Origin of the sequence: Pleurocapsa minor HA4230-MV1, assembly GCA_019359095.1 — a bacterium.
GTDB classification, from domain to species: Bacteria; Cyanobacteriota; Cyanobacteriia; order Cyanobacteriales; family Xenococcaceae; genus Waterburya; species Waterburya minor.
The window spans coordinates 185,340-200,049 of the sequence record JAHHHZ010000036.1 but is presented as its reverse complement, the minus strand read 5'-3'; the positions used below and the strand labels follow the sequence as shown (position 1 = coordinate 200,049).

18 protein-coding genes are annotated in these 14,710 nt (G+C 40.2%); 7 read left to right on the top strand and 11 right to left on the bottom strand.

The annotated features are described in order from the left end of the window. Positions 1 to 125: 125 nt before the first annotated feature. Positions 126 to 758: an FMN-dependent NADH-azoreductase gene (locus tag KME09_24835; protein MBW4537166.1), complete on the bottom strand. Its 633-nt coding sequence runs from the start codon at positions 756 to 758 to the stop codon at positions 126 to 128. Positions 759 to 862: 104 nt separating this feature from the next. Further along, positions 863 to 1,294: a GFA family protein gene (locus KME09_24830; GenBank protein ID MBW4537165.1), complete on the bottom strand. Its 432-nt coding sequence runs from the start codon at positions 1,292 to 1,294 to the stop codon at positions 863 to 865. Between the two features lie 102 nt (positions 1,295 to 1,396). Between KME09_24830 and KME09_24825 the strand changes: the two genes are divergently transcribed. After that, positions 1,397 to 2,272 (top strand): AraC family transcriptional regulator, encoded by an 876-nt coding sequence (locus KME09_24825; GenBank protein ID MBW4537164.1) that lies wholly within the window; start codon positions 1,397 to 1,399, stop codon positions 2,270 to 2,272. On the opposite strand, the gene cobS is transcribed toward KME09_24825, so the two are convergent. Beyond that, positions 2,269 to 3,120 carry an adenosylcobinamide-GDP ribazoletransferase gene (cobS, locus tag KME09_24820; protein ID MBW4537163.1) on the bottom strand — a complete coding sequence of 284 codons (852 nt, stop codon included), beginning with the start codon at positions 3,118 to 3,120 and terminating at the stop codon, positions 2,269 to 2,271. The genes KME09_24825 and cobS overlap by 4 nt on opposite strands. Before the next feature lie 97 nt (positions 3,121 to 3,217). On the opposite strand from cobS, the gene KME09_24815 reads away from it, so the two are divergent. Together KME09_24815 and tgt are read left to right on the top strand one after the other, a co-directional pair. Further along, a complete protein-coding gene (locus tag KME09_24815; protein ID MBW4537162.1) occupies positions 3,218 to 3,649 on the top strand; it encodes a hypothetical protein in 432 nt (143 codons plus the stop codon). 56 nt (positions 3,650 to 3,705) lie between these two features. After that, the gene (gene tgt, locus KME09_24810) at positions 3,706 to 4,821 is read left to right on the top strand and encodes a tRNA guanosine(34) transglycosylase Tgt (protein MBW4537161.1); all 1,116 of its coding nucleotides are present in this window, start codon (positions 3,706 to 3,708) and stop codon (positions 4,819 to 4,821) included. Between the two features lie 47 nt (positions 4,822 to 4,868). On the opposite strand, the gene KME09_24805 is transcribed toward tgt, so the two are convergent. From KME09_24805 to KME09_24790, 4 genes are all read right to left on the bottom strand, one after another. After that, positions 4,869 to 5,237, bottom strand: a complete 369-nt coding sequence (locus KME09_24805) for a hypothetical protein (GenBank protein MBW4537160.1) — start codon at positions 5,235 to 5,237, stop codon at positions 4,869 to 4,871. After that, positions 5,234 to 5,437, bottom strand: coding sequence for a hypothetical protein (locus KME09_24800; protein MBW4537159.1), 204 nt, complete (start codon positions 5,435 to 5,437; stop codon positions 5,234 to 5,236). Before KME09_24800 ends, KME09_24805 begins: the two co-directional genes overlap by 4 nt. Before the next feature lie 133 nt (positions 5,438 to 5,570). Then, a complete protein-coding gene (locus KME09_24795; protein ID MBW4537158.1) occupies positions 5,571 to 6,515 on the bottom strand; it encodes an SDR family oxidoreductase in 945 nt (314 codons plus the stop codon). A 125-nt stretch (positions 6,516 to 6,640) separates the two neighbouring features. Then, positions 6,641 to 7,111 carry a DUF4079 domain-containing protein gene (locus KME09_24790; protein MBW4537157.1) on the bottom strand — a complete coding sequence of 157 codons (471 nt, stop codon included), beginning with the start codon at positions 7,109 to 7,111 and terminating at the stop codon, positions 6,641 to 6,643. A gap of 220 nt (positions 7,112 to 7,331) precedes the next feature. Here KME09_24790 and KME09_24785 point away from each other — a divergent pair, with 220 nt between their 5' ends. From KME09_24785 to KME09_24775, 3 genes are all read left to right on the top strand, one after another. Beyond that, positions 7,332 to 7,538 (top strand): hypothetical protein, encoded by a 207-nt coding sequence (locus KME09_24785; GenBank protein ID MBW4537156.1) that lies wholly within the window; start codon positions 7,332 to 7,334, stop codon positions 7,536 to 7,538. A 31-nt stretch (positions 7,539 to 7,569) separates the two neighbouring features. Continuing rightward, positions 7,570 to 7,917, top strand: coding sequence for a 4a-hydroxytetrahydrobiopterin dehydratase (locus tag KME09_24780; GenBank protein ID MBW4537155.1), 348 nt, complete (start codon positions 7,570 to 7,572; stop codon positions 7,915 to 7,917). A 255-nt stretch (positions 7,918 to 8,172) separates the two neighbouring features. Continuing rightward, positions 8,173 to 9,189 (top strand): NAD-dependent epimerase, encoded by a 1,017-nt coding sequence (locus KME09_24775; protein MBW4537154.1) that lies wholly within the window; start codon positions 8,173 to 8,175, stop codon positions 9,187 to 9,189. Positions 9,190 to 9,378: 189 nt separating this feature from the next. Here the strand turns inward: KME09_24775 and KME09_24770 are convergent, their stop codons facing one another. Next, entirely contained in the window at positions 9,379 to 10,443 is a 1,065-nt protein-coding gene (locus KME09_24770) for a DUF1517 domain-containing protein (GenBank protein MBW4537153.1), read from the bottom strand. A gap of 347 nt (positions 10,444 to 10,790) precedes the next feature. On the opposite strand from KME09_24770, the gene KME09_24765 reads away from it, so the two are divergent. Next, positions 10,791 to 12,068, top strand: a complete 1,278-nt coding sequence (locus tag KME09_24765; GenBank protein ID MBW4537152.1) for a glycosyltransferase — start codon at positions 10,791 to 10,793, stop codon at positions 12,066 to 12,068. Here the strand turns inward: KME09_24765 and KME09_24760 are convergent. The 3 genes from KME09_24760 to KME09_24750 are packed head-to-tail and all read right to left on the bottom strand — an operon-like array spanning position 12,015 to position 14,345. Continuing rightward, entirely contained in the window at positions 12,015 to 12,596 is a 582-nt protein-coding gene (locus KME09_24760; protein MBW4537151.1) for a nodulation S family protein, read from the bottom strand. The genes KME09_24765 and KME09_24760 overlap by 54 nt on opposite strands. Next, positions 12,593 to 13,420, bottom strand: coding sequence for a PIG-L family deacetylase (locus KME09_24755; GenBank protein ID MBW4537150.1), 828 nt, complete (start codon positions 13,418 to 13,420; stop codon positions 12,593 to 12,595). Before KME09_24755 ends, KME09_24760 begins: the two co-directional genes overlap by 4 nt. Beyond that, positions 13,395 to 14,345 carry a hypothetical protein gene (locus tag KME09_24750; GenBank protein ID MBW4537149.1) on the bottom strand — a complete coding sequence of 317 codons (951 nt, stop codon included), beginning with the start codon at positions 14,343 to 14,345 and terminating at the stop codon, positions 13,395 to 13,397. Before KME09_24750 ends, KME09_24755 begins: the two co-directional genes overlap by 26 nt. Between the last annotated feature and the right edge of the window lie 365 nt (positions 14,346 to 14,710).

Here is a 14,710-nt window from a genome sequence, read left to right as displayed (position 1 = left end):
GGGTAGTGGGTAGTAGGTAGTAAGTTAAAAACTCATTACTCAAAACAAATTTGACGACCTACTACGAATGTTTATCTTAACGGCTGCACAAATCAAATTACCTGAGATATATAGAAATTAATCATTTAAACCTCAATCAATTGAGCGATTTGATGACGAGCCGAGGCGATCGCGTCTACTAACTTTTGCCCACCAATTTCATCGTTTTCAACATCAATAAAAGTGATGTCAGTAATACCAATAAATCCAAATATCGTTGCTAGATAGGGAGTTTGATGATTCATCTTCTCGTATTGTCCACCCACTCCAAAGCCAGAACCTCCTCTGGCGGAGATGACAAACATTTTTTTACCAAATACTAGGGGTTGATAAGGGTTATCAGGATTTTCTAGCTTAATTTCAAAAGTTCGCCCGATCCGCACAATTTGATCGATATATGCCTTTAACGTACTAGGAACACTGAAATTGTACATAGGAACACCGATCACGTAGATATCGGCAGCTAAAAATTCATCGACCAAGCGATCGCTAGTAGAAATCGCTTTTTGTAGTTCGGGTGTCCGTTGTTCTGTTGGTGTATAAGCTGCTGCAATCCAAGGTTCATCTACATGGGGAACGGGATGACGACCAACATCTCGATAAGTGACGATATCATCAGGATAAGTCTGCTGCCATGTTTCAACAAATTCTTTGGTCAGTCTACGGGAGTGAGAGCGATCGCCACGCGGACTAGAATCGATGTGTAGTAAATGTGTCATAGTTTCTCCTGAGTAATTATGATTCCAGCTTAGAGAAACTAACAATTTTGGGCTATCTAATTCTGGTGAAACTATCACAATCTTGCGGTGAAATTAGGATTGATTTAGTGGGTTATATTTGACTGTTCGGGTGACGGAAACTTAGCAAATTTAGGTAAATCTGGATTCAGATAATCCCACGGTTGCGCACTGGCAGTATAAAGATCTGCTTCAGGTTGAAACCAGCTTGGATTGTCTAGGCTACCTGCCATGATACCCATGAATTCTGGAATTGGAGGTTTGCTAAATAATCGAGAACCACAGTTAGGACAAAAACCACGACTAACAATGCTTCCACTATCACCTGTAACATCATAGTATTTAACATCACCAGTTATGGTAACTGCATCGCGAAGTACGAGCATTGCAGCAGCAAACGCTGTTCCTGTGGCTTGCTGGCAATCGCGACAATGACAATTACCCATCATAATAGGTTCTGCCGAACATTCGTAGCGAATAGCCCTACACATACAACCACCAGTAAAAGGTAATTTCATCCAGATACCTCCTTAATTTTTTATGCAGGAAAAGGAGTTTTTTTCATTATCTCTAAAACCAAAAATGAATACAATCAAATTAAAACAAGTTGAATTTGCATTATGGATCATACCGTCAGGCATCAAATTGAATGTAGCAGCTTGCCCATTTTGTCCAGTAAGGATAGAGGTTGGGAAAACATTGTGGTCGAGCAATTTCAACATCCTGCGGGGGAGGGGAAAACTTATTACAATGATGAACACTCGATTTGCCTGTCTCTTGCCCCACGTCCAGTATACTTGTTGCAAATTAAAGGAGGCAAAACCCACACAGGATTATATGGACAAGGGGACATTTCTGTAACTCCTGCCAAGACTTCGTTTTTTGCTCGTTGGGATAGTGAAGATCGCTTTTTGCAGATTCGGATTGCGTCTGAGTTTATTAAAACTGTTGCCAAAGATGCACTGGAAATGAATCCTGAGCAAGTTGAATTTATCCCTGAATTTCGGACTCGTGATTCCCAGATCGAAGCTATGAGTATGATGTTACTAGCTGAACTACAACAGGAAAATTTAGGCGGAAGACTTTATATCGATTCACTAGCAAATGTTCTAGCAGTACATTTACTTAGGCAATATTCGGCTCACCAACCTCGCTTTTCAATCTATGAAGGAGGATTACCCAAACGTCAACTAGTCAAAGTTTTAGATTACATCAACGAATATTTAGATCGGGACATCAAGCTGGCAGATTTAGCCCAATTGCTTGGTATGAGTCAATTTCATTTTAGCTATCTGTTCAAGCGATCGCTCGGAATTCCTCCGTATCAATACCTACTCCAGCAACGCATCGAACGAGCAAAGCAGTTGTTAAAGCAAACAGACAAATCAATTGTCAACATTGCCTTTGCCTGTGGTTTCAATAGCCACAGCCATCTAACTAAACAATTTCGTCAACTTACAGGTATGACACCCAAAGCCTTCAGAGCAACTTACTAAAATGCCGTCAAAAAGCATAAGCTCAAAACTTCACTCCATTCAACTACTGCGCCATAAGTATCCCCTGTATGTCCTCCTAGCTGTCTGTTAAACCAGTATCCTGTTAACAGGGCGATCGCTATATTTCCCCCAACAATCGAGCCTATTTGCCACCAGGATAAGTAATCTACAGTCAACCACCCGCCACTAAAACAAAGCAAAACCACCAAGCCTAATAAAATATCTTGCGGTAGGCGTAAATTTTCTCGGTGAAATGAACCTTTCCCCGTTTCTCTGAGGTACGGATAAAAAGCGATCGCGCAAACTTGTCCCCATCTAGCCCAACCTGTTACAGAAAGCAATACTAACCAAAGAGGCAATGACACCTCGCTGAGGGTTACGGTTTTAAGCAAAAGAATAATTATAGCTGCGATCGCGCCAAAAGCTCCTGTGGCACTATCTTTCATCACCTCCAAACGACGTTCGGGACTAGTAACAGACAAACCATCTGCGGTATCCATCGCTCCATCCAGATGTAAGCCTCCCGTAACAATTACCCAAACTGCTACAGTTAGAGCATTCCCAGTCAAATTAGGTATGCCCAGAAATTCTACTAAGCTTGCTGATAAAAACAAGATTAAACCAATTAATAGTCCGATCATCGGACACCAACGAGCAATTCTTGACCAATTATTCGTCCATTTACCTGGTAGCGGTATAACGGTATAAAATATTACTCCACTGCAAAATGAAGTGATTACATTTGTAATATATAACCAAAGACTATTAATCGGTATTTTGAACCAGAAAAAATATTTGCTTAAAATTTGATTAAATATATGGGGAATGTTGGGATAATATTGTTTCATAAGCTACTTTATTTTAACGGCATAATTTCTTACAGCAAAATATTTAGCTAGGTAATTTGACACTTCAAATATACTTCTTATGAGCAAACATCAAGGCATGGAATCGCTACCCGCTCCCTGTATTGTAGACGAAGGCATTGTAATCAACCAAGATGATATGAGACGCTTATTAGCCGATTTATGTCATGTTCAATATATTCATAAAATTAGTGGCCAAAAAACTAGTCAAGGTCAAGGATATATACAAGAAATCTTTAGTGACTACAATCAGTCTACTTTAATTGCTAATAGAAAAATCTATATTAATATTCAGAGTTTTGATTACCTCCACCTCAGTAAATCTACAGAGGGAGAAGCCTGTTTTAATCTAATTCAAGACAATCGCCAACTCAGTCTAATTCCTATTTACCCTACTGCTCAACCTCAAGCGATCGCTAAAAATATTGATATCGACACAATAGAAGCGATGGTAGCGGACGTTTTAACCGCTCGTTTAGATGTCCAGCTTGATTTTGATAGTGAACAATGAGCAATGAGCAGTAACCAGTAACCAGTAACCAGTAACCAGTAACCAGTAATCACATAGTGGGATTTTCATTTGAATGTCAGGCTAACTGTAGCCATACCAAAGCACGAGCGGGGGTTTTTCATACTCCCCATGGGATTGTTGAGACACCTAGATTTATGCCTGTTGGCACTTTAGCTACGGTTAAGGGCGTTATTCCTCAACAGCTAAAAGCTGCCAATTCGCAAATGATTTTGGCAAACACCTATCACCTGCATATTCAGCCAGGAGAAGATATAGTCAAGGAAGCTGGGGGGTTACATCGCTTTATGGCGTGGGATCAGCCTATTTTGACTGATTCAGGTGGGTTTCAGGTTTTTAGCTTAAGCGAAATGCGTAAGGTGACAGAAGAAGGGGTTATTTTTAAATCCCCTCGTGACGGTAGCATGATCAACATTACCCCAGAGCGTTCGATTCAGATTCAGAATGCTTTAGGTGCAGACGTGATTATGGCATTTGATGAGTGTCCCCCTGCGGATGCGACTAAAGAACAGGTTCAGGCGTCAACCGATCGCAGTTATCGTTGGTTAAAAAGATGTGTGGCCCAACATCAGAATACGTCTGAGCAAGCCTTATTTGGTATTGTTCAAGGGGGAATACATCTAGATCTCAGGCAAAAGGCAGTCGAACAGCTAGCTGAACTAGATTTACCTGGCTATGCTATTGGTGGGGTGAGCGTAGGGGAAGATCCGCAGCTAATTAACGCAACGGTGCGCCATACTGCTCCTTTATTACCTGCTGATAAACCCCGTTATCTCATGGGTGTAGGGACTTATCGCGAAATGGCTCAGGCGATCGCTTCGGGGATCGATTTATTTGACTGTGTGATTCCTACTCGTTTAGGTCGTCATGGTGCTGCTTTAATTCGTGGCAAACGGACTAATATTAAAAATGCTCCCTATAAACGGGACTATCGACCCCTTGATGAAACCTGCTCTTGTTATGCCTGCCAAAATTTTAGCCGTGCTTATTTAAACCATATGCTGCGATCGCAAGAAATGCTAGGCTACATTATGATCTCGCTCCACAACATTACAGAATTAATTCGCTTTACCCAAGAAATCCGCGAGGCGATCTTTAAGGGAACTTTTGCCACTGATTTTGCCCACTGGCTTAATGATGAAGCTGATAACTGATGACTAATTACTAGACTTGTTGCTTTATAAAAAGCTTTAAAAGCAAATCAGAGACTGTTTCTCCTTGATCTTTGGGTGTTAGGAGGCCTCCAAGTAGAAGTTCCACAACCCCGTCGCAAGTCAATAGCAGTCCTTTGGTCAGTAACTTCGACGTGTCTCCAACCTGTCAATGGCTCGAAAAACATCAACAAATTAGCTACTCCATTCCTTTGATATTGATAGTCGTAACGTTTCTTCTGACCAGGTTTGGCTGGAATGATTTCACGAGTTTCTTGGACTAACTGCTTGCAGCTTTCATCAAAACAAATCCAAGGCTTGAGTTCATCATAAGGACTTTGATAAATATCTAAAACATTTTCCATGCAGCAAACAAATTCTGCATTTGACTGTGGTGGGATAACCCAGGATTCATTCAACCAAGGTCGCGACGCAAGCTTGAGGTGACCTCAAGCTGTGCGCCGTCTGTCCATCCCCCCTCTTTTTGATTGATATTCGCTTTGAGCAAGATTCGGGCCTGATTCATCTTATATGCGGCGATTTTTCCTTTTTTGGTCAACTGTTCCAGAAGTTTTGTTTTTGACACTGTAAGGGAGACGATGTATTTCTTCTTGGGCATTATTTCTCTTTCTCATCCTTCTCCTTCACATTACCTCTTTTTTATTCCTCAAAACAAAATTGCCATTCTACTTTACCTTATTAAGCAACAAGTCTATTAATGTCCTAATCTAACTTTGTACGACTATCAAGCTCTACTTAAAGGTGGTTTTTTTAACGAGCCAGTCGGAAAGACTAAAAATGGTTAAGTTATTAAAATCTCCTTCGACTTGGGTATAACCATCCATAGGTGCATACAAATTATTTTGTCCCTCTGCTGATTTGGGTTCTGAGGTATGCTGTCCCGAAAAGCCAATCGCAACCAATATAGCATCCATCAGTTCTGGTGAGAGTCTTTGAGCGAGGTCTAATATCCTGCCAACATCACCAACTATGAAGTCGCGGGTAGGATGTTCGGCTGTGTGGAGAATGGCTTGGGCTACTAGCTTGGGTGAATAGTACGGGGGTAATCCTGTAGGTTTAACTCCCAGCTTGGTTAGTACGTGGTTGTAAAAGGGAGTATTAATTACTGCTGGTTTAATACTGGTAACGCTAATCGGCATCTTATCGTGTTTTAGTTCTACCCTTAATGATTCCAAAAAGCCTTCCAAACCGTGTTTAGCTGTAGAATAGGGGCTTTGTAAGGGTAAAGCTCGCCTTCCTTCCATTGAGGAAATATGAATCATTGCGCCTCTTCCTTCTTGCTTGAGATAGGGTAATGCTGCCATTGCTCCGTATACTTGTCCCATTAAAGTAACATCAATAACCCGCTTAAATTCTTCTGGGGTAATTTCTGCAAAAGGCGCGATAATTCCACTAGCGGCACAATGTACCCAAGTATCCAACCTCCCATAATGTTCGACGGTATAATCGGCGATCGCTTTTACTTGTTCAAAGTCTGCTACATCACCTTTGATGGCTGTCGCCTCTCCGCCAAAAGCCTGAATTTCTGCCACTAGAGAATTTAGTCCTAGTTCATTTCGGGCTGAGACAACTATCTTAGTTCCCTTCTTGGCAAACTGTAGCGCTGTCTCTCGTCCAATACCACTGGAAGCTCCAATGATAGCGACTACTTGTTGGGAAATTGGTTTTAATTGCATGGATCTTGTTCCTATAAATAAAAAAGATAATTAAGCTAAAGAAATTACTAGGCAGAGGTATAGATAACTCTTGATTCAACTTGAAACTTTGAAGATATCTAACTTGCCACTTGAGGGAAGCGGGATTAAAGTTGGCTAATTATTTTTTGCACTACTTGTACACCAGTTATTGCTTGCCAGCCAAATAGCCCTAAAACGCCGATATTTATCGCCAAATGCAGGTTGCGCGCCCACATATTGCCTCTTTGCATGAAGGGTGAGAGGGAAGCAGAAGTAACGATTAGGCTGACTACAATTAAACCGACAATTAAATGAGAGCCAAAAAAGATTTTGCCGTGATTGACATAGGTAACAGCCATAGCCAAAAAAGCATTAAGCGTAAGCACCGCTAACAGCACAGAACCTACTTGGTAGTGTTTAATATTGTAACGACCCTTAATCAATTCTTTTTTAGCTTCACCTTCGGCATTCCTACTTTGGCGAATTTTTAGTCCTAAATATAAAGCATAAATTGCTGTTACTAATAATACCCACATAATAATCGGGTGGATAAATTGCGACCAAACTTTGACTGATTCTGGAATTGCTAAACTCATAATTGATAATTTTTCCTGCAATTGTATTACGATCTGAAATAGATTGATCCTGCTCCTCAAAATTATCTTAAGAAAAATTACTGTTCAATCTAATCCATCAAACAGTAGAAATAAGCTTTAAAGAGTTAAATACTTATCGATTAGTTGCAAATAGCTTCCAGCAAAGACAAAGACTGATACAACAACAGTAGAGAACCATAAAAATAAGCGGGACATAATCATGGATAACGTCTCAAACATATACATGAATGATGAAGATTGGTTTAATCAGGGTAAAGCTGACGCTTGGGCAGGTAAATCCAAACAAACGCCAGAACACGATCCTCAAGCTGCTAGTATGTATGATTTGGGTTATTGTGAGGGGGAGATCGAGCGATCGCCTGTACAAGCTAAAAAGCAAAATTCAGCCAACCATTACTTAGAATAAGAAAAATATTTAATTAAGCCAAACAATAATCATGACTGAATTATTAAAGCAAAAATGCGTTCCTTGTACTGGCAGCCTACCTCCAGCTACAGCAGCAGAAATTGACACTTACAAAAAACAGGTACCCGATTGGCATCTGATTACAGAAAATGACGAATTGCGTCTGCAACGGGTTTTTCAATTTGCCGATTTTCAAGACGCGCTAGATTTTACTAATTTAGTAGGAGATATTGCCGAAGCAGAGGGGCATCACCCTGCTCTACTCACTGAATGGGGAAAAGTGACGGTTACCTGGTGGACTCATGCTATCAAAGGACTTCATCATAATGATTTTATTATGGCAGCCAAAAGCGATGCAGCTTGGTCTTCTTTGCAGTAAGCTGTCAGATATTTAATTTGTTGATTGAGATTGACGGGGAGATAGGGAGATAGGGAGATAGGGAGATAGGGAGATAGGGAGATAGGGAGATAGGGAGATAGGGAGATGAGGAGATCGCTATCATTAGTAATATTGTAGCGATATTCTCGATCTTCTTTGTTGAGGATTATTTGCCATTATCAATCTTGACAGCCAAAATAGTAGCACTTTTTAGAAATCTCAATACTTGTTTAGCTGTTTCAGGAGAATTCATTGATGAAAATTTTAGTAACTGGCGTGGCTGGCTTTATTGGTTTTCACTTAGCCAAAAAACTACTGGAGTTAGGCAACCAGGTATATGGGGTTGATAATCTTAATGATTACTATGATGTTGGTTTAAAACAGGCTCGTCTGGAACAACTATTACCCTATTCTAGGTTTACATTTGAATACCTCGATATTAGCGATCGCTCTTCAACAGCTAATTTATTTGCCTCTGGTGATTTTAAAGTGGTGGTTCACCTGGCAGCACAAGCAGGGGTACGCTATTCTTTAGAAAATCCTCACGCCTATGTTGATAGTAACTTAGTTGGCTTTACTAACATTCTCGAAGGTTGTCGCCACGGTGCAGTTGGGCATCTGATATTTGCCTCTTCCAGTTCTATCTATGGCAACAATACTCAAGTTCCTTTTTCAGTCGGCGATCGCGTAGATACCCCCGTATCCTTGTATGCTGCTACCAAGAAAGCTAATGAGCTAATGGCTCACGCCTATAGTCATCTCTATCAAATTCCCACGACAGGACTACGTTTCTTTACAGTATATGGCCCTTGGGGTAGACCAGATATGGCTTATTATAAATTTGTTAAGGCGATCGCTGAAGATCGACCCATCGATGTTTATAATTACGGTAAGATGATGCGAGATTTTACCTACATTGACGATATAGTAGCAGGTATAGTTAAATTAATTTCTCACCGAACTAAATTATTTCCTCCCTATAAAATCTATAATCTGGGTAACAATAATCCTGTTGAGCTACAAGAATTTATTGCCATCATTGAAACTTTGATGGGTAAATTAGCCCAGAAAAACTTTCTACCCATGCAGCCAGGAGATGTAGTTGCTACCTATGCAGACATAGAAGAATCGATGACTGATATTGGCTTTAAACCTGCTACCTCTATTGCTCATGGATTAGCCAGTTTTGTCAATTGGTATAGAGCCTACTATGGCTACACAACTCCCAGAGACAAATTGTTATCGGCTACAGAATTATCTACTGTCGTTTAAGACGTTGCTGATTTGAAGTAGGAAACCGAAGAGTAATCTGTACTTAGCTATTAGCTCCTAGCTATTAGCTCTTAGCTTTTTAGCTGATTTGCTTGCATAGCGAAAATAGTCGAATCACATTGTACCCTTGTGGTATACATCGATTCAGCAACGCCCGTTTAAAATTACAGTTGTTAGATTGATACCAGATTACAATAATCTGGTCATGTCTGCATATTCAGTTAATAGCTGATCGTTACTAAGATACACGCCTTCCTGTTGAGGATTCCATAATAATTCAAATTTAATCACTGAATCCCTTTCCATCTTGCCTAGTTGCGTTAGTTCATTAACTAACTGTTCTTTAGTGTTAATTTTTTTAAATAGAGGTGTAGTGTGAGATGTACAGAGAATCAGAGTAACTACTACATAACTATAACTTTCTTGATTGCCATCACTATTACCAATGTTGCGATTGTGGTTGACCAAACTTGGCATTTTACTGGTGAACTTAGTTCTTTCTTGGACAGAAATAAAATTAAATTCTGATCTCACTTTTGTTAGAGGAAGAGTTGTTGAACCATAACTTGCATGAGTCCAATGTCCCTGTTCAATTAGCACCTCTACAGTCTGATGCATCAAATCAACTAAATCAAACTGGTGCAAATCAGTTATGGAAGTAACTCGACTTAATTCTGCTCTTAACTGCCTAGCAGGGGGAGAAAAGGCAATTTGGAGCTTCGATACCGTTGCTTGATTGACATCTTGTTCTGCTTGCAAGACTGAATCGATTGAGTCTACAGGTTCAGCGAATCCCGCTTGGCGATCGCTATTTAAATCGCTATTTAAAAGATCATTAGGCTCATCAGGCTTGGTCAACAGCATTTTGTAAAACAAAAATAGAGGATAAAAAATACCCAAGGGAACAAAAAACAAGAAGAAAAAAGACAGCGAGATGAGTCTAATTAGTCTTGATGGGGATTCTTTCACATCCGATCTAGTAGCTGCTAAATCTGTATTGTCTGCCAAAAGCAGATTAGCTTCACCCTGCTGCTTCAAAAAAGATGCTACTACTAAATTTTTCTGACTATTTTGACTGTGTTTTAAATCTCGCTCAGTTGATGTATTCTTTGATACTAATAATTGCTCGGTAAATGTGTCTGAAGCAAATTCTACTTCGATCGTAGTCGGATTTAAGCTATAAGCAGTAGTAGCTAATAGAACAGCACTAAAAAACCTTAGATTAGTAAGATTAAAAATTCTGGCTTGAGACACGCTTAAAATAGTTTAATAAGAAATTTTTTGATTGATTACAATGCTACTTTATTTCTCCACATTTGGTTGCCAATTATTCTAAAGAATTACTAAGATTACAGTTTATTTAAGCTTAATTTTATTTTTGGCAATTATTTACCATTTATCAATTAAACAGACAAGTATCAAAACTCTTCTCTAAATAAACATCTTTTGATAGACACAACTAGCACAATTAACATCTACTAATTTATAGAGTATTTTTCTACTAATTTAAATTTTAAATTCCATCTTTGTGATGAACAGATCGATATTTGAATTGGCAAAGATAAAGATAACACTACATATCTAAATATCTAAACAATTTAATGTTGCAAATTAATTTGGTAAATCGACCTGCGGTAAAAATAGAGCAGACAAATCATTATCTTTATTTACAACCGTTGGTTGCTCGATTACCTTTGATTAGCTGTAAAGTTTGTGTAATTATTCCTGTGCGTAATGAAGCGCAAAATATTGAAGCGACTTTACTCGCTCTGACAAATCAAGTCGACTTAACAGGGAAGCCATTAAACAAAAACTGCTATGAAATTATTGTTTTAGCTAATAACTGTACCGATGATTCTGGCGAAATAGTGAGGCGTTTTGCGCGAACTCACCCAGATCTAATACTTCATCTGGTGGAAAAAACGATAGATAGCGATCGCGCTCACGTTGGTTGGGTACGCAAACTGTTGATGGATGAAGCTTGTAGGCGATTCCAGTTGATAGGACGCGATTTGGGCGTAATTGCCTCAACCGATGGTGATACAAGAGTTGCTTCTACCTGGATTGCTGCAACTTTAGCCGAAATTGAAGCTGGAGCTGATGCTGTAGGCGGTCGCATTATCACTAATAATAGAGAAAGAAATAAACTAGACAAAAGCACCAGACTATATTTTTTACGCTTTATCCGTTATGGCTATTTAACTGCACAATTAGAAGCTGCGATCGATCCCGATTTTGAATCGCTCACCCGACATCATCATCATTATGGCGCAAGTTTTGCGGTTACAGCTCAGATGTACAATCGGGTTGGCGGTTTGCCACCTTTACCTTCTTCGGAAGACGTAGCTTTGTATAATGCCCTAATGCTTGTTGATGCTCGTTTTCGCCATAGTCCAGCAGTGCGCGTAGTTACTAGTGCTAGAGCGTTAGGTAGAGCAAAAGCTGGGTTAGCAGATCGATTGTCTGAGTTAAAGATTATTAGTAAGCAACAACAGTGTCCATTAGTTGAATCTGCTTCGACGATTGAAGCTCGTTTTCGTCTGCGTCGTCAGCTACGTCACCTGTGGCAAAGACAAACAAGAGGGGATAATTTACACAAAATGAAAATGGCGCTTATCGCTCTAAACCTGGGCATAGAACGAGATTTATTAGCAGAAATTATTTTGCGATCGCCTACTTTTGGTTTAGTTATCGAGCAAATTAACCAATATCAGCAGGAAAATGCAGCTATGTATCATGTGTCTGCCCCAAGAGTAATACTTTCTCAAGCGATCGCCGATTTACAGACTTTAATTAACCAAAATTTAAATTGCCCTGATGCAAGTCTAGATGCGCTCAAACAGATCGAGCCGATATCGCTCCTGCCGCAATCCTGTTAAATGTTTTAACTCGGCTAGCTGTAAAAAAGAATCGTGAACTTCATCACCTGAAAGGGGGTAGTCTTTCGCAAATAGTGTCCAGTGAACTAGCAAAAGATGTCCCCCTACATCAAGGTGTTCGATAATTAACTGTTGAGTTTTTTTAAGATCGTCCCAACTCAAATAATAGCCAACCTCAGACAGCAGAGTGAGATCGAACATCTCATCAGGATAATCTTGTGGCACTTGAGCAATTTTAAAGCGTACCTGGGGCAAATCTTGACAACGAGCGATCGCTTTTTGTTGAGCTAATTGGGAAACATCGATTGAAAGTAAAGAGTCACAGCGTTGAGCCAGTAAAGCTGTCAGTACGCCAATCGAACCACCTACTTCTAAAGCATTGCGGTAACGAGATTTGGGTAAAGCCTTAATAGTTGTCTGATATTTTTGCGCTTCATAGTCACTAGTTTCAAAATCCCAAGGATCGGGATTTGCTTGATACAGATTTTCAAAATAGCTTGGTTGAAGCGAATCTTTTGGCTGGTTCATGATTTAACTTCTAAATATATTTCCCAAGGTTGGGTAAAGTTTTGTAGCATTTGGGGTGTAAGGCGAAAACCTTGAGGATCGTCTTTAATTAAATCGCTAATTTGCGAACGATATTGAGCGATCGCCTGTTGTTTTAATTCCAGTACTTTAGTAATATCTAATCGCCAAGCATTAATGGAGTCAGCAAAATCACCCCTTTGCTCAGTATCCCAATCCCAAATTGGATATTCAATGATACGGGGAGGATTAATTAAATTCTTAGTAGCTGCGGTGAACAATTGCCAACTGGCACGATGATCTGGGTGTGGATCTTTGCGCCAAGGTAGAAAAATTATTGACGGTTCTAGTTCATTTAAATATTGAGAGATAAGTGCGATCGCTTTTGCTGATTCCCTCGCTATCTGTACCTCACCATCAGGTATTTCTAAAAAAATAACCGCTTCAGGTGCAACTCCTAAAAGAGCTAAAGCAGCTAAACTTTCTTGTTCTCGTAATTGCTTGAGGGCTAGAGGTGGATAGGTTAAAGAGTTAGGATGAGATTTTGTCCCATCACTTACCACTGCTACTGATACTGGGAGATTTAACTGACGCAATAAAGCGATCGCGCCCCCACAGCCAAGGGTTTCATCATCGGGATGGGGAGCAACAATTAAAATAGATTTATCAGATCGAGCGCTAGATCGATTAACCAGAGTTTTAATATTCAAAATAGGTAGAGACTCTGGGGTATTAAAAAGCGATCGATTATCTGTAGGGGCGAACGGCGACGCGCTAGCTAATCCTTTAGGGCGTTCGCCCCTACCATGACCAAATTTCACTAGCATTCACCGTTTCTGTAAGAACATATTTACCGACATCTGTTAAGGCAGCATCAAAAGCAGGTTGACGCAGATATAAACTCAAATCTCTAATTATGCGTTCCATTGGTTCGGGTGGTAGTAAGCCCAAAGTACCAATTGAACGTTGACTTAACTGAATCGTATCAATACAAATTTGCTCGATCGCTGTTCGTACCATGTTGCTATAAGCGACTAGCTTGGCAGCTTGTTCCCGATCGTCATCTGGATAACCACCAAACACGGGGGCGTAATTATCGACCAACTGCGCTGCACCTTTGAGCCAGAGATTACCGCTTTCAATCGCGATCGCCATTTTACCTAAACGTTCTTGCTGCTGGGGATGTCCACAGCGATCTAGCTTCTGTAAATATTGACGAGTAGCATCAAATAAGGCTGACGCACCGCCAAGCTGTACCGCAGCAAAGCGAATTACGCCACCACTTAACCAAGGCTGACGAAAATAGTCTCCTGGTTGAGCAAGTAATGATTTCTGTTCTACTTCTACGCCCGTAAAATCAACCTTGTAGCTTACTGTTGCTCGCATTCCCGCTGGTTGCCACCAATCAGAATCGAATACTGTGGCAACCTCATCCATCGGTACAATGCACATTTGCCAACTGCCATCAGGTAACTTGCCGTTAACAAAAGGGCGTTCGACATAACCACAGCCAGTACAAAAAGTTTTGCTCCCTTCTAGTCGATATTTACCGTTATCTAGAGGAATAATCTTTACGCCGTCTTGGGCTTCGGCATTCCATACGCCAAATATCTTATCTTGTCTAGCATCGTTAGCATAAACTTTTATTTGCTCTGATGTACCAAAGGTTTGGATCAATTGCAGAGCATTAACATGACCTTCATAAATACGTCCGACAACTAAATTGCCACGTCCTATTTCTTGAAGCAGCATCAGCAACTCCTCAGTCTGTCCTGTTTCAAAGCCCAACCCCAAGCCACCCAAACGCTGGCTTAAAGGCGCAGTTAATAAACCTGCTGCTGCTATTCGTTGGAATTCTTCGACTGGGAAAACGCCTTGTTTATCTAGTGCATCCGCATTCGCTGCTGCAAAATCGGCAATCTTCTTAGTTTCTTTAGCGATCGCCTCTAAAGATAAGTTTTGACTTGGTGCTACTTTAGAGAATAGTTGGGTAGTAATGTCCCTTCTCCTTGTTTAATAATGGTAATTTAGTTAGTAGATCGTCAAGTTTGAATTGATGGGTTGAGATTAAGTAGTAGGTAGTAGGTTAAAAACTCATTACTTAAAACAAATTTGAC

Bases quoted from the DNA above. Each gene is read 5' to 3' on its own strand.
- KME09_24830 (MBW4537165.1), bottom strand. From the start codon at position 1,294: ATGAAATTACCTTTTACTGGTGGTTGTATGTGTAGGGCTATTCGCTAC.
- cobS (MBW4537163.1), bottom strand. From the start codon at position 3,120: ATGAAACAATATTATCCCAACATTCCCCATATATTTAATCAAATTTTA.
- KME09_24825 (MBW4537164.1), top strand. From the start codon at position 1,397: ATGGATCATACCGTCAGGCATCAAATTGAATGTAGCAGCTTGCCCATT.
- KME09_24785 (MBW4537156.1), top strand. From the start codon at position 7,332: ATGGATAACGTCTCAAACATATACATGAATGATGAAGATTGGTTTAAT.
- KME09_24755 (MBW4537150.1), bottom strand. From the start codon at position 13,420: ATGCTAGTGAAATTTGGTCATGGTAGGGGCGAACGCCCTAAAGGATTA.
- KME09_24765 (MBW4537152.1), top strand. From the start codon at position 10,791: ATGTTGCAAATTAATTTGGTAAATCGACCTGCGGTAAAAATAGAGCAG.
- KME09_24795 (MBW4537158.1), bottom strand. From the start codon at position 6,515: ATGCAATTAAAACCAATTTCCCAACAAGTAGTCGCTATCATTGGAGCT.
- KME09_24775 (MBW4537154.1), top strand. From the start codon at position 8,173: ATGAAAATTTTAGTAACTGGCGTGGCTGGCTTTATTGGTTTTCACTTA.
- KME09_24750 (MBW4537149.1), bottom strand. From the start codon at position 14,345: ATGCTGCTTCAAGAAATAGGACGTGGCAATTTAGTTGTCGGACGTATT.
- KME09_24815 (MBW4537162.1), top strand. From the start codon at position 3,218: ATGGAATCGCTACCCGCTCCCTGTATTGTAGACGAAGGCATTGTAATC.
- KME09_24835 (MBW4537166.1), bottom strand. From the start codon at position 758: ATGACACATTTACTACACATCGATTCTAGTCCGCGTGGCGATCGCTCT.
- KME09_24760 (MBW4537151.1), bottom strand. From the start codon at position 12,596: ATGAACCAGCCAAAAGATTCGCTTCAACCAAGCTATTTTGAAAATCTG.
- KME09_24800 (MBW4537159.1), bottom strand. From the start codon at position 5,437: ATGCCCAAGAAGAAATACATCGTCTCCCTTACAGTGTCAAAAACAAAA.
- KME09_24780 (MBW4537155.1), top strand. From the start codon at position 7,570: ATGACTGAATTATTAAAGCAAAAATGCGTTCCTTGTACTGGCAGCCTA.
- KME09_24790 (MBW4537157.1), bottom strand. From the start codon at position 7,111: ATGAGTTTAGCAATTCCAGAATCAGTCAAAGTTTGGTCGCAATTTATC.